General features: G+C 62.9%; 26 protein-coding genes and 1 tRNA gene. 18 read left to right on the top strand and 9 right to left on the bottom strand.

From position 1 onward, the window contains the following. Window positions 1–398 (bottom strand): dCTP deaminase domain-containing protein (locus D3272_RS26080; RefSeq protein WP_207210321.1); only part of this gene is annotated, 398 nt, incomplete at its 3' end. Between the two features lie 286 nt (window positions 399–684). On the opposite strand from D3272_RS26080, the gene D3272_RS26085 reads away from it, so the two are divergent. From D3272_RS26085 to D3272_RS26095, 3 genes are all read left to right on the top strand, one after another. Then, window positions 685–1377, top strand: a complete 693-nt coding sequence (locus tag D3272_RS26085; RefSeq protein ID WP_245496800.1) for a recombinase family protein — start codon at window positions 685–687, stop codon at window positions 1375–1377. A 2-nt stretch (window positions 1378–1379) separates the two neighbouring features. Then, complete coding sequence (locus D3272_RS26090) at window positions 1380–1790, top strand: HNH endonuclease (RefSeq protein ID WP_129222160.1); 411 nt, start codon at window positions 1380–1382, stop codon at window positions 1788–1790. Between the two features lie 176 nt (window positions 1791–1966). Then, complete coding sequence (locus D3272_RS26095) at window positions 1967–2686, top strand: Abi-alpha family protein (protein WP_165361545.1); 720 nt, start codon at window positions 1967–1969, stop codon at window positions 2684–2686. A gap of 923 nt (window positions 2687–3609) precedes the next feature. Here D3272_RS26095 and D3272_RS26100 read toward each other — a convergent pair. Together D3272_RS26100 and argC are read right to left on the bottom strand one after the other, a co-directional pair. Then, complete coding sequence (locus D3272_RS26100) at window positions 3610–3993, bottom strand: response regulator (protein ID WP_129222162.1); 384 nt, start codon at window positions 3991–3993, stop codon at window positions 3610–3612. A 241-nt stretch (window positions 3994–4234) separates the two neighbouring features. After that, window positions 4235–5218 (bottom strand): N-acetyl-gamma-glutamyl-phosphate reductase, encoded by a 984-nt coding sequence (gene argC / locus D3272_RS26105; RefSeq protein WP_129222163.1) that lies wholly within the window; start codon window positions 5216–5218, stop codon window positions 4235–4237. A 257-nt stretch (window positions 5219–5475) separates the two neighbouring features. Here argC and D3272_RS28490 point away from each other — a divergent pair, with 257 nt between their 5' ends. Beyond that, window positions 5476–5760, top strand: a complete 285-nt coding sequence (locus tag D3272_RS28490) for a hypothetical protein (protein WP_245496801.1) — start codon at window positions 5476–5478, stop codon at window positions 5758–5760. A 458-nt stretch (window positions 5761–6218) separates the two neighbouring features. On the opposite strand, the gene D3272_RS26115 is transcribed toward D3272_RS28490, so the two are convergent. Beyond that, window positions 6219–6431 (bottom strand): hypothetical protein, encoded by a 213-nt coding sequence (locus D3272_RS26115; RefSeq protein WP_129222164.1) that lies wholly within the window; start codon window positions 6429–6431, stop codon window positions 6219–6221. A 311-nt stretch (window positions 6432–6742) separates the two neighbouring features. On the opposite strand from D3272_RS26115, the gene D3272_RS26120 reads away from it, so the two are divergent. From D3272_RS26120 to D3272_RS26170, 11 genes are all read left to right on the top strand, one after another. Continuing rightward, the gene (locus D3272_RS26120) at window positions 6743–7354 is read left to right on the top strand and encodes a hypothetical protein (RefSeq protein WP_129222165.1); all 612 of its coding nucleotides are present in this window, start codon (window positions 6743–6745) and stop codon (window positions 7352–7354) included. Window position 7355: 1 nt separating this feature from the next. Then, window positions 7356–8072 carry a hypothetical protein gene (locus D3272_RS26125; protein ID WP_129222166.1) on the top strand — a complete coding sequence of 239 codons (717 nt, stop codon included), beginning with the start codon at window positions 7356–7358 and terminating at the stop codon, window positions 8070–8072. 681 nt (window positions 8073–8753) lie between these two features. Beyond that, window positions 8754–9083 (top strand): helix-turn-helix transcriptional regulator, encoded by a 330-nt coding sequence (locus tag D3272_RS26130; protein WP_129222167.1) that lies wholly within the window; start codon window positions 8754–8756, stop codon window positions 9081–9083. A 1-nt stretch (window position 9084) separates the two neighbouring features. After that, the gene (locus tag D3272_RS26135) at window positions 9085–9270 is read left to right on the top strand and encodes a hypothetical protein (protein ID WP_129222168.1); all 186 of its coding nucleotides are present in this window, start codon (window positions 9085–9087) and stop codon (window positions 9268–9270) included. Window positions 9271–9524: 254 nt separating this feature from the next. Next, window positions 9525–10124 (top strand): HNH endonuclease signature motif containing protein, encoded by a 600-nt coding sequence (locus D3272_RS26140; protein ID WP_207210322.1) that lies wholly within the window; start codon window positions 9525–9527, stop codon window positions 10122–10124. Window positions 10125–10564: 440 nt separating this feature from the next. Continuing rightward, window positions 10565–11293 (top strand): hypothetical protein, encoded by a 729-nt coding sequence (locus D3272_RS26145; protein WP_129222169.1) that lies wholly within the window; start codon window positions 10565–10567, stop codon window positions 11291–11293. A gap of 233 nt (window positions 11294–11526) precedes the next feature. Continuing rightward, window positions 11527–12534, top strand: a complete 1008-nt coding sequence (locus D3272_RS26150; protein ID WP_129222170.1) for a hypothetical protein — start codon at window positions 11527–11529, stop codon at window positions 12532–12534. 76 nt (window positions 12535–12610) lie between these two features. After that, window positions 12611–13246, top strand: coding sequence for a nucleotide-binding protein (locus D3272_RS26155; protein ID WP_129222171.1), 636 nt, complete (start codon window positions 12611–12613; stop codon window positions 13244–13246). Then, complete coding sequence (locus tag D3272_RS26160; RefSeq protein ID WP_129222172.1) at window positions 13236–13556, top strand: ribbon-helix-helix domain-containing protein; 321 nt, start codon at window positions 13236–13238, stop codon at window positions 13554–13556. Before D3272_RS26155 ends, D3272_RS26160 begins: the two co-directional genes overlap by 11 nt. A gap of 85 nt (window positions 13557–13641) precedes the next feature. After that, entirely contained in the window at window positions 13642–13983 is a 342-nt protein-coding gene (locus D3272_RS26165) for a hypothetical protein (protein WP_129222173.1), read from the top strand. A gap of 66 nt (window positions 13984–14049) precedes the next feature. Beyond that, window positions 14050–14160, top strand: a tRNA-OTHER gene (locus D3272_RS26170). Between the two features lie 8 nt (window positions 14161–14168). On the opposite strand, the gene D3272_RS28495 is transcribed toward D3272_RS26170, so the two are convergent. Together D3272_RS28495 and D3272_RS26175 are read right to left on the bottom strand one after the other, a co-directional pair. Next, window positions 14169–14492 carry a recombinase family protein gene (locus D3272_RS28495; RefSeq protein WP_428978023.1) on the bottom strand — a complete coding sequence of 108 codons (324 nt, stop codon included), beginning with the start codon at window positions 14490–14492 and terminating at the stop codon, window positions 14169–14171. Window positions 14493–14552: 60 nt separating this feature from the next. Then, on the bottom strand, window positions 14553–14825 hold the full coding sequence (locus D3272_RS26175) for a hypothetical protein (protein ID WP_129222174.1): 273 nt from the start codon (window positions 14823–14825) through the stop codon (window positions 14553–14555). A 227-nt stretch (window positions 14826–15052) separates the two neighbouring features. Here D3272_RS26175 and D3272_RS28155 point away from each other — a divergent pair, with 227 nt between their 5' ends. From D3272_RS28155 to D3272_RS26190, 3 genes are all read left to right on the top strand, one after another. Next, a complete protein-coding gene (locus tag D3272_RS28155; RefSeq protein WP_129222175.1) occupies window positions 15053–15481 on the top strand; it encodes a hypothetical protein in 429 nt (142 codons plus the stop codon). A 371-nt stretch (window positions 15482–15852) separates the two neighbouring features. Continuing rightward, window positions 15853–16737 (top strand): hypothetical protein, encoded by an 885-nt coding sequence (locus tag D3272_RS26185; protein WP_129222176.1) that lies wholly within the window; start codon window positions 15853–15855, stop codon window positions 16735–16737. Between the two features lie 87 nt (window positions 16738–16824). Then, a complete protein-coding gene (locus D3272_RS26190; RefSeq protein WP_129222177.1) occupies window positions 16825–17751 on the top strand; it encodes a GIY-YIG nuclease family protein in 927 nt (308 codons plus the stop codon). 7 nt (window positions 17752–17758) lie between these two features. On the opposite strand, the gene D3272_RS26195 is transcribed toward D3272_RS26190, so the two are convergent. The 3 genes from D3272_RS26195 to D3272_RS27590 form a co-directional block, all read right to left on the bottom strand. Further along, window positions 17759–18775 (bottom strand): hypothetical protein, encoded by a 1017-nt coding sequence (locus D3272_RS26195; RefSeq protein ID WP_129222178.1) that lies wholly within the window; start codon window positions 18773–18775, stop codon window positions 17759–17761. Then, on the bottom strand, window positions 18744–19097 hold the full coding sequence (locus D3272_RS26200; protein ID WP_129222179.1) for a MazG nucleotide pyrophosphohydrolase domain-containing protein: 354 nt from the start codon (window positions 19095–19097) through the stop codon (window positions 18744–18746). The genes D3272_RS26195 and D3272_RS26200 overlap by 32 nt, the downstream gene beginning before the upstream one ends. Window position 19098: 1 nt before the next feature. Next, the coding region (locus tag D3272_RS27590; protein ID WP_165361546.1) for a hypothetical protein at window positions 19099–19545 on the bottom strand (447 nt) is incomplete at its 5' end.

Here is a 19545-nt window from a genome sequence, read left to right on the forward strand (position 1 = left end):
GCCTTGGCAATGGGCTCGAGTTGCGGCAGCACGATAAACTTGTCGCCGATGTTTTGGGTAACTATGCCGAGGTGCCCGGAGAAGCCTGGATCGGCGTAAGTCGCAACTGGGCTTAGGCCGATGCTGAATAAAGATCCTTTGCTGACAACGCGCGCCAGTACATTGTGTGGAACGTTAATTTCCTCATGGGTAATGAGGACTACCCGGTGACCAGGTTTAACCAGGACATCATCACCTGGTTCCAGTCGGATTGGTCGGTCGCTTTCAGTTAGGTCGTAATAGACGTTCCCCATCCGCAACTCGTAATTGGCGCACGAGAGTTGATCCAGGTCGCCGTTTTTGATGAGCCCTCGCTGCGCTATCTCGGCGGCAATGTCCTGGTCGTTGAGGGTCGTCATTGAGGATCCGACTGCGGCTAGGTTCGCGGCCCATGCCACGCGCCCTGGTGGGGCAGAGATGCATGCGGAGAGAACCTTGGCAACGGCGGGGCCGCTGTTTGCGAACCAATGTTGCGCTCCCGCTCGCCGCCCCAGCCCGGGCCTTGACAGCATGGTAGCAGTGGCAGATCGGCATTTCAGGTTGATGGGTTCACGATTTATCTCAATCCATGGAGGTTGGTGGGCTTCACGCTTCCTGCTCCGTATCTTATTCTCAAAAAATAGATACGGACCTCGGGGGCAAGCCTTGGAAAGCAAAGCGAAACAGGTCCAGGCAATCGCTTACATGAGGACGTCCAGCGCCGCCAACGTCGGCGAAGACAAGGACAGCAGCAAGCGCCAGCTTGCGGCGATCGAGACCTACGCCAAGCGGGCCGGCATCGAGATCGTGGGCTCCTACTATGATGCAGCAGTCAAAGGCGGCGGCGATCCGATCGAGAGACGGGATGGCTTCGCCGCCATGCTCAAACGCATCGAGGGCAACGGCGTCCGCACCATCATCGTCGAGACCGCGAACCGCTTCGCCCGTGACCTGATGGTCCAAGAGGTTGGTTTTCGCATGCTCCAGGCACGCGGCATCGGGGTCATCGCAGCCGACAGTCCGACAGCTTTTCTCGACGACACGCCAACCGCCAACCTCATCCGTCAGGTGCTTGGCGCCGTGTCCGAGTTCGAGAAGGCCATGATAGTCGCGAAGCTCCGGGGAGCCCGCGAGCGGAAACGCAAGACGGGCGTGAAGGTCGAAGGCCGGAAATCGATCGGGGAAACCCGCCCCGAGGTCGTGGAGGCCGCTCGCAAGCTGGCCCGGGCTACCCCCAAGGGGGGCAAGCCTTCCCTGCGGGACGTGTCGGCCGGGCTGGCGGCTGCGGGCTACCTCACCGGCCGGGGCACGCCCTTCGCGCCGACTGCTGTCGCCAACATGCTGGCCCGGGGAGCCTGATCATGCGGCTCGACTTCTGTGTCGCCTGCGGGGAGCGCGACCCCGAGAAGCTGGAGCACCACCACCTCGTGCCGCGGAGCGCGGGCGGGGAGGACGCAGACAGCAACCTCATCACCCTCTGCCACGTCTGCCATGGCCGGGCGCACGGGTTCCAGCGGGCCAACCTCCGGGCGCTGACCCGCAATGGCATCGCCAAAAGGAAAGCTCGGGGCGAGAAGGTGGGGAGGCCGGAGAACTTCGTGGAGGGCCGGGCCCGGGGCGTGGCGACGAACAAGGCCACCGCCGACGCCTTCGCTTCCAACGTCCTGCCGATCGTCCGGGAGATCCAGGCCAGCGGAAAGACGACCCTTCAGGCCATCGCCAATGCGCTGAACGCTCGCAAAGTCGCAACGGCCCGGGGCGGCGAGTGGTAGCCCTCGAATGTCCGGGCACTCCTGGCTCGCCCTTCGATCAACCGAGCGGCTTGATCCGTCACTGCGATCGACCCAAATCTACAGTCAATATCGTGATTTGGCCGGCGTCACGTTCTCGCGATCAATCGGCTAAGAGACGTCGTATGCCAACTGATGACCAGGGCGGAGGAACGCCGTTGATCGACCTTGAAGCACTTGCGAAGATCCTGCCTGTTGAGAAGGTCTATGATGACCTTCTGGCTCGTGGATTTAAGCAAGCTGGTGGTCTGTTCGAGGACTTCGTTAAGACGGTGAGGCTTGCCCTACCCCGCATACAGCTCGACGCGGTAGATCAGGACCGTTTTCGGACCTTGATCGAGGCCCCATACTTCCGCGTGCCTCCAGAACGCCGGACATTGCCTCCGGCAAGGCTGGTTGGCGAAATTCTACAAGGTGCACGCTTTGAACCGAAGGGTACGCCTATCTTCGAGATGTTCGAAGAGCTTATGCAGCGCGGGTATGACTCGGACAAGAACGGCGAGGCACATCCTGCATTTCCTGGCTTCATCGGCCAGCTGTCACCGGACGAGTGCAAGCTTCTGAGCAGTCTCGCAAAAGGGATTGTTGAGGTGCCATATCAATACACCAAGGGTGAGCATTACACTGCTGCTGGCCCCCTCGAACATGCATCGATCTTCACCGACCTCACGTTTCCCGCCTTCATCAACATCTATGCTCAGCATTTAGAGGCTATGGGCTTTCTGATGCCTCTCATCGGAGTGGGGACAGGCGTCGTCGAGCAGGGAGCCTATGCGGGATTTCAAAGGTATGTGTTCAATCTGCGACTGAATGGCTTCGGCCGTCTGTTCTATCGGGCAGTGACCCGGCATAACGACAGTGGCGACAAACCCTCATGACGTCGTATATTGCAACCGGGTGCAAATCATTGTTAATCGATCAGGTGGTCCGACCTCTGCGGAACGGCTCGGAAGGGCCTCGGGGTAACAGCGGGGTATCGGGGCCGTCGATTTCGGGCGGCTTTGGCCGGCCGATGATGACCCGCACGGCGCGGATGGTCTCCGAGGCCGTAGCCTTAGCGTCGACCTCGACCTCGACCTCGGCGGGCGTCGGCGGCTTGTAGGTGTAGGGCGGTCTGGGCTGAGGCATCGCGGGAAGATGCGGCCGGCTTCCGGATCCGGCAACCACATCCGGCAGGACTTGGCATCACGTCCCCGTGACCAACCTCAATGGCGAAGGGGACCGGCTCGGCGCACGGTCCCCCTCTGTCATGTCACGCGATGGATGTGGGGCATGCCATCCGCGCTGCTCTGACGGGGCCACGTTGGCGCACGATCGTTAACGACCCGTTGCCGGCGATCGACGCCAGGAAGCGGACCCCTAGGAGATGTCCTTAGGAGATTGGTTCAGAAGAGCGCGACCGCGGCCCCGCTGAGGGTGTGTGTCGCCAGCGAGGCCGCAGGGCGCAGCTGGTTCCTGACTGCGCCACGATGAGAACTGGCGCGCTCGGTTGCTCGGCGGAGGTGGTGAGGCGTTCGGGCGCGGTCAGTATCGTCGAGCATCCGCTCACTCGCGGAGCAAGTGCTCGCGACATCGCTCAAGTTTGCCCCCGCATCGGCTCCGACTGCGCCGGCTTTACCGTGAGCCGGTCAGCCCGTGCCGTGGCGATCCGGGACGCCGAACAGCATGCCGGCCGAGCGTCGCGAAGAGCATAAAATTGCGGTCGAGATGGTGGCGAGCGCGCGAGCTGCACAGCATGCCGACCGCGATGATGAGCGCCGGCAGCATGACGACGGCGAGCTGATGGAGCGCGCCGGGCGGCTCAGTCGACCGGGTCGAGGCGCACCAGCACTGCCAGCGTCAGCACGATTGCGGCCATGTCGGCCGGTTTCAGATGCACTGGCACGTCGGGGAAGCGTTCCCTCACGGCGTTATCGTTGCCGGTGACGAACACGCATGGGATGCCGCGTCTGCGCAGCTCATCGACAACGGGGAATGACTCTTGGCGATGCAGCATGACGTTGAGAAGCGCGGCATCGATGCGCGCTCCCGTTTCAATGAACTGCAGTGCCCTCGCAACCGTCGCGATCGGACCAAGCGGCACAGCACCAACGGCCTCAAGATCCTCGACTAGTTCGAAGGCCAGGAAGGCTTCGTCCTCGACCACGAGGATATGAAGGCCCTTAAGGGGGAGAACCGAAACCATGCGCGCTGTCCCGTAATCGGGAGAGCGCTCGCATCTCTCAGGCGCTGGGGTCCGAAACCAAGCCAGCGATCCGCTTACGGTAGAGGCGAAGAGGGAGCGACGCAATCATGAGGGCGTTGAGCCATGCGGTTCCGCTGGTTCCGTTTGGGTACACCTCAAGCGAACTGGGTGCTCCGGCGGGTGCCGACCCCAAATGGACCTACAAAGCAGATTGATCGGTCGCTCGGAGCGTAGCCCCCCGTCACGGCCAAACAGGTGCGCCGTCCAGTCCTGCGGTTTCTGGCAGGCCGCAGATCAGGTTCGCATTCTGCACCGCCTGACCGGCCGCTCCCTTGCCGAGGTTGTCGATCACACCCATCGCGATCACCAGGTTGCGCTCCGGATCGGCCGCGTAGCTGACGAAGGCGAGATTGGAGCCGGCCGCCCATTTGGTCTGCGGCGGCCTGTCAGTCACGCGGACGAAGGCTCGCCCAGCGTAGAAGCGCCGGGCCGCGTCCAGGCACTCTCCCGTGGTAGCGCGGCCGCGGCAGTAGATCGTGGCGAGCACGCCGCGGGTCATCGGCACGAGGTGTGGCGTGAGCACCAGCCCGGCCGCGCTGCCGCCGCTTAGCCGCTCGATCGTTGTGGTCATCTCGGGCATGTGGACGTGCTTCAGCAGCCCGTAAGGGACTAGGTTCTCGTTGCTCTCGGCGTAGCCGAACCCGCCGCCGCCGCCGCCGCCGCCGCGGCCGGCGCCGGAGATGCCGGTCTTGGCATCGACCACGATGCCGCCGGGCTCGATCAGTCCGCTGGCCAGCAGAGGCGCTAGCGCGGTCAGCGTCGCCGCGGGGAAGCAGCCAGGGTTGGCGACGCGGGTCCGACCCTCGATCCGGTCGGGCCAGACGTCGGCCAAGCCGTAGGCCCAACCCTCGGCGTATCGGTGGTCACCGCCGATATCGACAATCTTCACGTCCGCGGGGACGCGCGACAGCGCCTCGGCGGAGGTGCCCGTGGGCAGCGACGCGAACAGCACGTCGAGCTTCGGCAAGGTCGCCGGGTCCCACTTCTCGATCACCAGCTCGGCAAGCTTGGCCGGTACGCCGGGAAAGCGGTCCACCAGACGGCTGCCGGCGCTGCCCTCGCCCGCGGCGTAGACAAGCTCAAATTCAGGGTGGGCCGCGACCAAGCGCATCGCCTCGCCGCCGCCGAAACCGCTGATCCCGACAATGCCGACGCGAATGCTCATGGGTGTGTCCTTTCGAGGTACGGGCAAACGAGAGCCCCCGAAGCCGAGGACTGTTGAGTTCCGAGAACCCTGAGATGCCTGTCGCCACCCACATTCAGGGTCAAGCGGAATGTCCCCTGCCCCACCCACAGCGACCGGTTCATTCAGTTCGATTTGGGTATGCCCCAGGCGTACCGACCTGAAGGTTCGGTTTGGGCCTCAAGACCCCCTATCCAAAATGAACTTTCTCAAGCGAACCATCCAAACCGAACTGGCGCATGGCGACTTCCTTTATCCCGATATCCTGTTCCGCGCGGCCAAGAGCGAGATCCGCAATCCCGCGTGCCGGGGCTTGGACCCAGGTCGCGTCCGACGTGCTGGCCCAGAACTGTTTCCGCAAAGCCGGCATGCCGGCGCGGCTGGAGCGCGTCGAGGAGAACGACGCCCCACGTTCTTGTGGCACTCCGTGCTCGACAAGCCCGCTTTCGCCGTCTTGGCGACGCCGAACTCCCCGCAATGGTTCAACAGAGGCCTTCAGTGAGCCTTTGGGTGGGAGCCGGTAGGCCAGGGCCTGTAGGACAGGAGGCAACTCGCTGTCGGTTCGCTGGAAGCGGTCCCACAACTGTTTGATTGCGGTTGATAAGTGAACGCGCTTGGGGGCTGTGATTGCGCCCCTGCCTGCGACGATGTTGCGGAAACTCCCCATTCCGCAGTCACTTATGGTTTCGCCCGCCGCGCCGGCCGGCCGGCTGCCGTAGCGCCCGACCATTCGACTCAGGACGTGCTCGTGCTTTTAATGATGAGCGGGGCTGGCGGTTGTCTAGGCCAAGCCAGCCCCGCGTAGTCGTACAAAGGAAAGCCAATGCACGTTGAGCACTTTACGATCGTCTTCGATTTGCCGTCCATCGTCATCATGGCGGTGACGTCATTGTTGTGCGGGAAAACTCTCCGCACTATTGGAAGGCATTAATGCCATGAAGGGGGCGGCCCTACGGGGCCGCCTTGAGACAAGTCGGTTCGTTCACACAGCGGCTGCGGTCGAGCCCTGCACCCGCAACGCGCCGTCGTTTCCGATGGCTGCCGCCAGTTCTCGTGCTTTTGCGATCGCGTGCGCCTCGTTCCAGGAAGGGTTTCCCTGGTCCTCGATGAGGACGAGGAACGTCACGGGATCGCCCATCCTCCCCTGTTCGTCCAAGCCGCGTACCTCGACGCTGTAACGCAGCATGTCGCGCACCGGCACGCCTCCCTCGGCCGGAGCAGCCGAGTAGGTGAAATGGTCAGAGTTCCACATGCGTGCCCCCATTAAAGGCCGCAGCGTATCACAAACACCCGAGCGGTCCCCGGCGCATCACCTTCATAATCCCGAGTGCTGGCACAAGCGGCGGGATGACAAAGACCTCATGCACCCAGGTGCAAAATCAGCCTAGAGTACATGGATAAGAGAGGGCCATTCAGAGAGAACGCTTGCGGTCAATATCGGCAGTGATAGAAGCGACAGAGAAGACCGTAAGTCCCTGCCCCTCTTATCCTGTGAAGGTCGTTTTCATGACCCTCGAAAACCACGACGAGCCCTATCGGCACGGCGAAAGCCCATACCCCCTGGCCGATGTGAAGCTCATGACTTCTGCGGACCGAGAGCGCCGACTTATGGTTCGAGCGCTCATTGCCATCGTCGACGGCGTCGCGTCCGCGCGAGAGCTTTCGAGCAAGCTTGGTATCCCTCGGGTCGATGCCGGCCGCCTGATCGAAATGGTCCTGGAGTACCTGGAACTCGCCGACTTCGGCGTCGAGGGACGCGGGTTCGCGCTTGCTAGGCTCGACATCCAGGGCAACAGGATCCTCCTACCGCTGGTGCTGGGCCCGGTCTCCGGCCGAAAGCGTTCTATGGCTCTGTCGGCCTATGCGGCCAACGGCGAGGACTGGGGAACCGTCGTCGATCAGTTTCCGCCCGTCATCTGCCTCAGGACCCGGATTGACGCCAACGTGACGAGCGCAGCCCGCAGCGCCGCTGCGCCGGCATCGGCGGAGGCGGTCGAACAGGCCTTGGAATTGATGTGTGAGCGAGGCGAGATCCTGACCCCCGTGCCCGGACCCAGCACCCAAGGCTTCGAAGTTCTTCACATCCGCTACGCGCTCGACCACCGGGAAAGCCGCTGAGATGACCACCGAAACTCCCACCCCCAAGAGCAATCGCGGTCGGAAACCCGGAACGAAATTCACTCAGCGTCCCCGTTCTGACCACGAAAAGGCGAAACGCGTCCAGATCCCTCCCGAACCTACAATCGATAGGGCGAAGGACAGGCAAGCCGCTGAAATTCAGCAGGCCGCCCGCATAGAGGTCCTTATGCTGCGCGGCATATCGAGCCCCCACATCCTCCAGAGCCTCCTAGGCATCGGGACCGAAAAGGAGGTGAACCGCCTGATCACTCTCGTGGAAGCAAGGTGGGCGATCACCGGCCGGGGCCGCGACCTGACCCGATATCGGGGTGCCGCGCTCGCCCGGCTCGATTTGTTGACGAGTGAAATGTGGTCGCGCCTCTCCAGCGATAACGCCGACCTCAAGCCTTCGGACCGGGTAGCGATGATCAGGACAATCCTGGACATAGAATGCCAGCGAAACATGCTCCTCGGGCTTTCCCAAACTGTGATCACCCGTATGGCGACCCTGCCGAACACAGGCACCGGCATTTCAGGGGCCATTGCCGACCAGCAGGCACTGGCGGCCACGGCCGGTCGCTTCCTAGAGCTAATCGCGCAGCGTCGTCGCGAAGCTGGGAAAGCCGAAGTCGAACTGATCGAGGCAGAAGCAATCGATGATGCTGAGGCCGAATATATCTATTTCGAGGACGCAGAGACCGAAATCACGGCCCATTGAAGCTTTCTGACCTTCACCGTCATCGATACAAAAGGCATGATCTCTCCATCACCAAACGGAGCGATCATGTTTACTTCCTCGTGGAGCGCCTATAAGGGCTCGGGACGGGTTGGCATCTCTCGCGGACTACCTCGCGGTGCGCCGGCTGGCTACAAGCGATACGCCCCCCTTCAACCGGGCGAATGGCTCTGGACAACGGATGACGAGGCCACCTACCGCGATCTATATTTTGCTCAGCTGAACGCCCTCGATCCGGCCCGGGTCGTGGCCGACCTCTACCGCTTAGCCGGCACTGCCACCCCGGTGCTTTGCTGCTTCTGCTCGCTCAATAAGCCCAGTAAGCCCGGCGAGCCGGCACCCTACTGTCATCGGCGCATGGTCGCCGAATGGCTTGAGGCAAGCACGGGAACTGTCGTTCCCGAGATGAGTGCGGCTGAGGTCCGCACCATCCGCAGAACGGAGCATCTATCTCTCGGGGTTTGAATTTTGCACCCAGTTGCAATTTCCATAGACGGCTGGACCCTCAGGGATCCAGCCTTTTTCATAAAAAATAGTACACATTATCCATTGACGCGACCTCGCCGGATTAGGTCGGTTAGGTCGAAATTGGCTCAAAACAGAACACTATTGACGTCTGTAAACAATTGCGCCATCCTGTAAACAACGCAGAGGAGAGATGAGATGCCTAACGTGACTATCGACGGTCTGAACCGCTCGACCCTCATTCGTCCTGACCCCGCCGCAGTGGCGCGGCAGGAAAATCGTGAAAGGGCGCAGCGCTCCGCTGACAATGCTGCCGGGCGTGGCGGAAATACTTCAGAAGAGATCCAGGTTCTGAAGGCGCTCCGGACGAAGGGGCCCGTCGAGAACGCCCAGATGTTGCACGAGGAGACGGGCATCCCGCATTCGGAAATCAGCCGAGCCCTGTCAGACCTGGAGGCGCGCGGGCTCGTGGGGCGCTCGGAGCACGGTTCTCTTGGCGCCGGCGGCAGCCGCATCGAGGCTCTATGAGATGTCGCAGGTCGTGAGCCTGCGAATTTCCGACGACGAGATCGCAGCGATAGACGCCCAGGCTGCCGTGCTGCGCGATCCAGGTCGTGGCCGCACCAACCGGTCGGTGGTCCTCAAGGCCGCCCTGGACGCCTATCTCGCAAGCGCCCGGCCTCCCGCGCTTCGGCCGGAGCCGCGCCGGACATGAATTGCGCCGCCGCCAGCTAGGCGGCGCTCAGAGGTCTCCGCTCTCGTCCAGCGGAGGCAGGGTCCGTAAAGGGCCTTCGTTGCTGTGGTGTAAGGCGCGGGTGCTGGCACACCGACAGGATTTCGTTACGGGGATCCTGGGAGGCCCCAGCACTCGCGCTAACCCCCACGCGACCGACTTCCCTTCATCCCTCAGCAGCAGCAGTCCACCGGCCTAGGCCAACGGCAAGCGGCGCAATCCCTAGGAGCACCGCCGTGCCCGACGCTGTTCAATTCCACTTTGCCGGTCAAACGCCGCTGTCGTCCGATAGCGTCTTGGTCGACCCCGCGGACCTCGCCACCCTGGAAAATCGTGTTGAGGTCCGGGGTCCTGACGACTGCTGGCCCTACATCCCCAAAGGCTGGGTGCATGCTCCGGCCAGTCCGGAACCGCGCTACTTCTTTGTGTACGTGCGGCACCCCGACGACGGGTCCAAGGTCAAATTGACCGCCCATCGCGTGGCGTTCGTTCGTCAGAATGGGCCATTGGCCAGTGACCTCGTGGTGCGGCACGACTGCGATAATCGTTCCTGTTGCAATCCGGCGCACCTGCTCTCCGGAACTCACGCCGAGAACCTCGCCGACAAGGCGCGCCCCATATCGATTGCCCGGCGGAAAGAGCGCCTCGATGCGGCCATTTCTGAGCGTGCCGCGTGGCACGATGCCATCCGCGAGATGACAGCCGAGGCCGAACGGCGCGGCGCTGCGATACGGGCAGCGAAGCGGGCGGCGAAGCGAAAGCCGAAGCAGGACCCCCCCAAGCTTCACGGCCGGCCACTTCCTCCCCGGCGGCGCCCAGTTGGGGCCCAGCCATGAAGGGCGCCATGGGCCTGCGTATCCGGGAAAACCTGCCCTACGATTATGAAGGGCTGGACCTGTCCGAGGAACGGAGGGAGGAGCACGCCCGGCGCCGCTCCAACGTGCTGATGCTGGCTGCCCTACGTCGAGAGGCCGGCAAACTGACCCCGCCGCCCCCCCGTCAGCGGTCGAGGTTGACGCCCCCGACGCCAGGGTGACAATGCAGCTTGGTGCGCTACGCGGCTGAGTCGCGCAGCGTCAGGAGACGATGATAACGACCACGTAGAGCAGAACGAAAAACGGCCCCGGAGTTGGAAGCTCCAGGGCCGTCAGGAATGGTTAGACCACCCCAGGCATTCGCAATCCCGAATGTGGTCTATCGGCTCGCAAGAGTCAACGTCGAGCCCCGGTTCGTCGACCGCTTTCGGCTTGCCTCGTGGTCCCTTTGAGGGACCGAGATGACCACGCTTGCCTTGCCGCTGGCACTGCCACGGCCGATGCCGCCTATCCCTAGCCGATCGGTGCGACCGTTCGTTCCGTCCGCGGACGTTGGGCCGTATCGCCTGCCGACTGTCGTCCAGGACACCGTCAGCGCGGCGCTGAGCGGGCGAAAGAATGCGGAGGCGGCCTTCCTCCTGGCGCTGTTCCTAGCGCGCTACTGGTCCTCCCCTGGCCGCCTCGGGCGCCCCTTCATTGTCGACCGCCGAGCCCTGGCGAACCATCGGCATCTCGGCCTGAGTGAAGGCCGCGTGAAGGGCGCCTTGCGGACGCTTGAAGCTATCGGCTTCCTTGACCGTGTCGAAGAGCCCGGCCGCCGGTATCAGGTCACGACCTCCGGCGAGCGCCACCGAAAACCCATCAGGTGGACGTTCGGCGCCGATGTTCTGGCTTCCTTCAGGATGGCAAACGAGCGGGCTGCGAAGGCCCGCCAGCGGCGCGCTGCTCGGCCCCGACCTGTCCCCCTACCCGCATCGGTTTCGGCCTCAGGGGGCTTCCCTGCGCGTCCTATCGTGGCCTTCTTGCCCAAATCCAAAGGCTCAGCGATAGCAAAAATCCATACGGTCAAGATCCCTTCCAGACCGCTGGCAGCACCCATTCCGAAGGCGCCCGATGTCGGGCTCGAAGCGGCTATCGCACGCATGCAGGCGGCACGGAATTGCACCCAGTTGCAAAAAGGGAGCGTTTGACAATGGCTCGCCGCAAGATCGAAGCGCCGTCCTCGGCACCCTCAAACGTCGTGCAACTCCGTCCACGGACAAACCTGGATCTTTGCGCAACTGGCAGGACATCCGCTGTCTCTCCGCAAGACATTTGCGCAGATAGTCGGACAAGCCAAAACGCTGAAAAACTCACGAAAAACAGCGGGCTAGGTCAACCCTTGTCCCTGCTCCAAGTAGGAGATGCGGAACCGCGTCGTGTCGTGTCCGACACATGCGCAAAACCCGGGAAGCTGCTTACCGAGCGGGAGTTCAGGGAGCTTGTCGAGCACCTGACACCTACCGAGCTACGGCGGCGTTTCCCCCATGAGGAGAACTCTCGGCGTGACCTCATCGGGCGGCGGCTGAAGGAATACCGGGGCTGTGTCGTCGACCCCCGATGGTCGCGGCTCAAGCCCTTCCTGCTGGACGTAGGGCAGAAGCCGGCGGCAGACTGGACGCTGGATCGTAAGAACCCAGACCGCCTGGAATACGGCCCCGGGCTTGTCGAATGGCGTCGCAAGCGGGACCAGTCAGCCAACCGGGCCTGCACCATCCTGCTCCAGGACGCGGACGGCACGGTTCGGCCGCTGACCGAATGGGCCGCCCTGAAGGGGCTCAAGCCCGACACGATGCGGAAGAACCATAATCGGCGCTGGTCCGATCCCGAGGTGATCGCAGGACGCCGCAGTCAGGGCGGTGCAGCCGCTTCCATCGTGGCCGCGGCACCGGTTGCACCACCCGACGCCATGGACTGGCCGACCGGGGCGAACGCCAAGTGGTGGGAGGACGGCTTCCGTCACTTCGCGGCTCACTTCGAGGCCTACGGGCACGTCCACGACCTGTGGGACCTCACCCGCGGGGCGTTTTTCCTCTGGATCGGCACGAACATGCGTCGGGCGCTCTGGGGGGAGCTTTGCAGCCGCCATGCTTGGTGCCGTGCACCGGCCGGCGACGCGCCCCCAGAGGCGGTCCTAGCCGACCCCGTCTATCGAGGGCTGAACGCTTACGACGCGGCTATCCGCGAAATCGGCCCGACGGTCTACCAGGACCCGTCCGCCAACCACTGCCTGAACGGCCTTCAGCGCCTGTCCAAGCGTATCTGCCAGCCCGACGACCCTAGCCTCCCCCAGCTTTTCGTTCGGATCGAAGCGAAGCGCAAAGAGCGTCGGATGATGGAGCGCCTTCGCGCGCAGCAGCGAGCCCGGTGGGCTGACGAGGACGACGATTGACCGGCCGTCGCTCACGCAGCCTTTACGCCTTTGAACCTATGAAGGTACAGAGGCCCACGCATACGGAGGTCGGTAGGTGCGAACCTTTTCTCTGATCAGCCAGAAGGGGGGAGCGGGGAAATCGACCCTAGCTCGGCAGCTTGCCGTGATGGCCGGCGACGACGGTCCCTCCCTCCTCATCGATCGGGACCCACAGGCCACCACGTCCAAGTGGTGGGCTCGCCGACAAACCCTCGATCCAGCCTGTTCAGTTCCGGACCTCCTGGACTGTGAAGGTCAGAACCTATCGAGTGTTGTAGGCGCGCTAAAGCGCAAGCCCGGGGCGCTGTTCATCGATACCCGTCCCGCGGTCGGGGAGCCGGAAGCCGAGGCCGCCCGCGTGGCTGATCTGGTAATCGTCCCCGTGCGGCCGTCACCCGACGACCTTGAGGCCGTGGTCGACACGCTCAAGATCCTGCGCCGCATCGAGCGCAAGGCCGTGATCATCGTGAATGCGGCGAAGACGGAGGGCAGGGCCATCCAGGCGCGGGCGGCGCTGTCCCGCTACCCGGTCCAAGTCTGTCCCCATCACATCGCCGATCGGACGGTGTATCTCGACGCGTCGTTTGACGGCCGCGGGGTGGCCGAAATGAAGGGCGCCGCCGCCCGAGATGCGGAGGCTGAAATGCGCGCAGTGTGGGCTTGGGTGCAGGAGGTGGACCGTGGCGAGTAGCAAGCGCGGGCGTTCGCTGGCGGACTTCATGGAGCAAGCGGATATTGAGGAGCCGGCGCCCACCATCGAAATGCCGGAGGCGGCCGACAAGGCGACTGGTCGCATCGCTGCACCAATGGCGGCTGTGGTGCCGGTCAACGTGCTTGTGACGCCGGCCGACCGGAAGCGGCTTCGGCAATTGAGCCTGGACGCGGATCTCTCGGTTCAGAAGCTCGGGCACGAGGCTTGGAATATGCTCCTCGCTTCCCGAGGCCTCCCACCGCTGGAAGCCGTGTCGGCCAACGTGCCGAGCGGACGTAGGAAAACGTGAACCTCGGAACCTGGGGAGGCATGAACCTTCACAGGTCCGAACCTTCATGACTTTGCACCTAGTTGCAAACTGCTAGGCCTAGTTGATGGACGACCAAACCGCGCTCCTGCACGGCCTTCTATCTGCCGTCGTCGACCTCGCCGAGTTGCCGCATCCGCATCCGGGCCCGGTCGGGCGCGTCATGCTGGCCGCGTCTGTCGCCGGCAGGGGATGCTCGGACGGCGCTATCGCGCGAACTGCCTCCATGCCCGTGACGGATGTGCGGGAGGTCATCCCGTCGATGCTGGATAGGTGCGGGCACACACCGGCCCTGCTGACCGCGAAGGTCACCCGAACCCCACTCGGCACGACCTACACGGGGATCCGGCTCACGGGGGAGGCGACGCGCCGGCTCCAGAAACTCAGGGACTATCTCATCCGGGTCTGAGACGCTTTTGATGGATGCAGCTTCAGGGCCCTTGTAGGGGCGGAGCGCGACAGCCATGTCGGTGATGCGGCTGTGGCGTAATTGGTAAACGCGCGCGATTGGATAGGGGCCACGCGTGACCTCTATCAATCGCGTGGGGGAAACCCCGTGCGGGTTCGAGCCCCGTCAGCCGCACCACGACCGTCTCAGGTCGTTCCGATCATCCTTCTCCTGATCCCTCGGGGCACGTACGGCCCCCGCTCTGTGGGCGGCTCGGCAGCGATCGGCGGCTCCGGCTCAGTCGGCGGCGGTGATGGTGCCGGCGCATATCGCTCTTGTCGTCGAAGCAGTCGGTTGACGGAAGCTCGGTGCCAGATGCCGCTACGGCGGGTCGGAACACCCCGGGCGTTGAGATCGTCCGCAATCTCCTGAGTCGTGCTAGCGCCGTTCTGCCGGGCCTGCTCGATCTCCTCCCGCAAGACCATCGCGAACGCAGCCGCCTGGACTTGGTTCACGAAGGCACCGGTCATCGCTGATCGTCCGGCATGCTGGAGCAGCCTGGAACACCTCGGAGCATCTTGAAACCTCTTTCAGGGGTGGAGCGCGATTACCGCATTTGCCGCCTCGGCCGGGCTCTTGTGCCTGCCCCTTCGCCACTCCCAGCGCAGCGACATCAGTACCTCGATCTCACCCTCGGCATAAAGGCAACCTATCCAGGCCGCCGCATTAGCGTCTGCGTTGCGACCGAACACTTTAAAGAGCGACACGGTCCCGTCGAGGTAGCTCAGCGGGTCCGGCATGCTGAGCGCTGCATCGAGCAGCTTTGCCATTTGCGGCGGGGTCATTTGCAGCACGCTCGCCATGGCGGAACACCTCGGAACAAGCTGGAACACCCTGGAGCAGCTCGACCAGAACACTCTGCCATGGCTGAAGGATGCAACTGCCGCTACTCGATCACACCCATTGCGGCGCTTCATAAGCCGGGTCTAATGCGCCCTTAATATCTGCAAATCTTTTGACCTATGAAGGTTGTGAGGTTTTCACCTAGATGCAAAGATGCTCTCACGCACTCGCCATCGAGTTTCCCTTCATGCCGATCCGCCCCCAGCACCGTTGGCTCTATCCTATCGACTGGCGCGAGTTGTCAGCCTCGATCCGGTTCCGCCGCGCCGGCGGGCGATGCGAGGGCTGTGGTCGGCCGCACGGGCGCGTGGTGGTGCACCTCGGAGATGGTCGGTGGTGGGATGACGAGGCCGGATGCTGGCGATCTGGCAAAGGTCGCGTCCTACGCCACGGTCCCACGCCGGAGGGGCACGGTCCGCCCGGCCGGACAACTCGCGTCGTCCTCGCGACGGCGCACCGCGATCACGATCCGACGAACAACACCGCCGCGAACCTCGCGGCTCTCTGCCAGCGCTGCCATGTGATCCACGATCGACCCGAACACCTCCGGCGCCGGCGTATCACCTACTTGGGGCGGCGCGCTCTTGGGGACTTATTCACGGGGCCGTATACGTGAGGCGGTTGAGGGAGGCCAGAACGGACGCGGCCTCCCCATCCGTCAGCCGTCGTAGGAGCACGGGATGGCCAATAAGAGTACCATGGGCGTGGATGGTTGAGGCTGGGTTGATGACGAAGCCTTCAACGGCCGGACGGGTCGTCATAGGGTCTTTGCGAGCTGATGGCCAAGCTCGTTGCCCTTTCCCAGTGGACGCGGGTGATGACCTGCCGAATTTCGGACCTCACCGTCCGAGCCTTCGACCTGTTCCGTCGAGACTCCTCGACGATGCGGCGGCTCTCGGCCAGGAGGGAGAGGAAATCGGGGTACGTTGCGTCCATGCGTCCCACATCCACCATCACGGCTACACCGGCTTAGGAAGGTGCGCGTAGATGTTCGACAGATGGAAAGGGGCCTTTCGCACTAGCTTCGCTTTGCGACGCTTTAACAAGCATCATACGGAAATCAACCAGCTGTACTGGTCGCTCGCTCCGGCGGCCGCCTTTACCAGCTACCTCGCGCGGCACGCGCCGGCTGGTGCAACGCCAGCCAGCCTATTTCATGCCAGCGGCCCCAATGCTCGCCGTATCGCGGCCGATCTGCCAACATGGCAGCGCGACTTCGCCGATTTCGGCAATTGGGTGCGCTTGTCTGCGCTACTTTCCTTACTGTCCTATCTCGAAACCTATCTCTCGACCGTGGCGACCTTGGCGCTGCGCTCCGACCCGCTGCTGCGCTTTAATCAGTCACGGGCGGTCGACGGCACCCTCTGGGTGAAACGGGGGGTAGCTGATGAAGTGTCTGGCTTCGTCACGCCGCTTGTGAAGGGTGAATGGCCGCAGCGCTGCAGTGCCTACCGAACCCTCTTCGGCAGCATCCCCGCTGTCTTGAACTCGCACGTCGGCGATCTCGACCAGATGCGCAAAATGCGCAATGGCGTGGCGCATAGCTTTGGCCGCGAGGCTGCATTCTTTGAAGATCCGGTGATCCATGCCGGCTGGCCCGTACGGCTCCAGGAGGGACGGCTGCAGGGCTGGCTGGCAATCGTTGAGGCGGTTGCGGCCGCGATCGACGGTCACCTCTATCCAGCGCATCTCGGCGATTTCGAACTCGTCTGGCGCTACCACCGATGGCGACACGAGCCCCGTCATATCGATGATCTCCGCTACGAAGCACCGGTCGCGTTCTGCCGGACAATTAACCGCGACTTCGGCGAGGGACTGGGGCGCGATCACTGCCGCGCGCTTGTTACCTACTACGACGGGGTCGGGCCGTGAGCCTTTGCCCACCATCGCACTCTGCCCAGCCAGGGTGGCAGGCAGGCTTTCCGCTCGCACCCATGATGCCCTTGTTCGAGCACGTCGATGAACCCTCTTGACCCAGCACTCAGCTTAGGCCGCACTATCCAGCTCTATCTGGTTGACGGCACACCCAACGGTTTAATTCTAGCTACCCTGAAAGGCTGGACCGGCAGTGTGCTACTCGCCCGCAACAGCACGCTGCCTAATCTCCTGCGGCGGCCCGAGGCCGCTCGCACGGGTATTTACATCCTTTACGGGCCTGATCCGAACGATGAGCTAATGCCCCGCGCCTACATCGGTGAGGCCGAAGAGATTGCCAGTCGCTTGCCAGACAGCACCCGCAAGCGTGCGTTCTGGGAGCTGGTGGCCATTGTGACGACTAGCGACGAAAGCCTGACCAAGGGCCATGTGCGTTACCTCGAAGCGAGGCTCATCCAGCGTGCTCGCGAGACCGCCCGCGTTACGCTCGACAACACGCAGCTGCCGGATACGGAGCGGCGCTACCTACCCGAAGCCGACCTTGCGGACATGGAATACTTCTTGCGCAACCTCGAGGTGGTGCTGCCAATCGTAGGTATGGATCTCCTCAAGCCACGCGTTACCGGTCCGCGCTCCTCTGCCTTCTCAGGTTCTATTTCGAGCCCAGTGCCAGAAGAACCCGTGTTCATCATCGAGCACAAGAGTGGCGCTAGGGCGAGCGCTGTCGAGCTCGAAAGTGAGTTCGTAGTGCTAGCGGGCTCCACGGCGGTGAAGGGTGCTGCCTACACATCAAATTCATACACGGCCCTTCGCTCATCTTTGATCGAAAAGGGCGCGCTCACTTCAACTCAGACCGACGAATTCTATCACTTCGTGCAGGATGTAGCCTTCAAAAGCCCTTCGGCAGCAGCAGCGGTGGTGCTGGATCGCAATTCCAACGGACGGGTCGAATGGCGGGTACAGGGGTCGAGACAAACTTACCACGAGTGGCAGCAAGTCATGACAGAATGATTGCGGATCAGAATACCTTGGGCGGGCGGGCGCGGACCCAATGCGGACACGTCACGTGCTCCTCTCCACGGGAATAGTAGTGGCACTTTCCCGAGTTGGTACATCCACGACCCGGGTCTATCAGGAAGTCGGGATTGGCGATCAGGTCCCGGCATAGCCCGATGTGGACGTTGGTTGGCAGATCGCCCTCCGCATCGCGCAGCGCCCGCCCGGAGAAGATAAAGCGTTTGCTGGGGAAGCGCCGTGCGAGGGCAATGGTCGCGGCTCGACGCGCGCGGAGGATGTCCGGCCGGGCGGGATAGATAAGACGCTTATCGATATTGTAGAACCCGGACGACACGTCGAAAAAGTCGAAAGGCAGGTCCGCAATTTGCTCGTGGAACTCGTTTGAACCGTCGGCATCGAAGCTGGGCTCACCGGTAGAGAGTGAAAAACGAATTGAGGTCTCGATCCCTGATCCGGAAAGCCTGGTGGCCCATTCCGCCAGCCGCCTCCGCGCCTCGGACGCGTGGTCATTGATACGACCGTCAACCAGAAGGCTGAAGAGATAACCGTGAGCTGCGTGTACCTGAAGGTGCCGGAACCCTGCGCGCAGCGACAACGCCGCTCCCTCGTCTAGAGCGTCCAAAACCGCGTGCATTCCTGAGACGCCCAGGTCGCGGACAAACTCGCGGGACCGGGAGATAACCTCGTGCGGCGCGTGCGAGCGGAACCGTCTTTCGCCGACGTAACCCGGCCACGTAGTCGCCAGCTGCACGCCCGGCAAGGTGCCCCGCGCCGCGATCCCCGCCGTCACGCGCTTCCAGGCCGCGGACTCTGAAATCGCTGCGGTGTTCATGTTACTGCCGTGGCCGCCAGGAACGAGCACGTTGCCGACGATGGCGCAATGCAGGGCGGGCGAGCTACGGCGCGCGTAGAATTCGGTTAGACGCCACTCAGGCTCTCCCGCCGTAGCGAAGCCCGTGTTGAGCCCGACCAGGAAGCGCAGCCTCTCAGCGCTCAAGTGGACCATATCTTCGTTCATTGATTTTCATTTTCTGAGTGAGGTCGACCTCGAGATCCCCGCCCAGAATAAATGAAAGCCGTATTAAGTAGACAAGCGCGTCGGCCAACTCCTCCCGGAGATTGCTCGACGCATCCCGTAGGCTTGGTCCGTCATAGTCTTGATGCGATGCTGCGAGACGTACCTTTTTCAACAGGTTAGCGAACTCGCCGACCTCTCCCGTCAGACCGACCAGATCCATCTCCAACTGGGCGAGCCGATCCATGTCATTCTCGAAGTCGACGCGGAAGCCGCGCCGCCGATCCGCGGCGACCTGCTTCTCGACGAGAGATGCGAAACGCATGTCATCTGCTCCGGTTGGCGTAGAGGGCACAAAGCCCCACGATCAAGCTGGAAAGGAGGTTGCAGACGAGCCCCTGGACGTTGTCGATCAGCTTGTTGTTAACAAGGAAGATGCTCGTAGCGTTGATAACGACCACGATTAGGATCGCAATGTCCACGAAACGATGCCTTCGCTCGAGGCTGCGGAGGACGACCGCGGTGGCCTGTGGGAGAAGGCGGTAACCTTCCTCCTTCTCCGTGCCGACCCGGGCATCCATCCTTACTTCAGCGTAGGTTTTCTGGAGGTGGTGTTTGATGGGCCAAATCGCCGTCTGATACCCATGCTGGCCTTTGTAGGGTTGAAGTGAGGGGCCAGTCAGCCGCGTGAAGTCGGCCTTGGCAATGGGCTCGAGTTGCGGCAGCACGATAAACTTGTCGCCGATGTTTTGGGTAACTATGCCGAGGTGCCC

Source organism: Lichenibacterium ramalinae (genome assembly GCF_004137085.1).
Classification (GTDB): Bacteria; Pseudomonadota; Alphaproteobacteria; order Rhizobiales; family Beijerinckiaceae; genus Lichenihabitans; species Lichenihabitans ramalinae.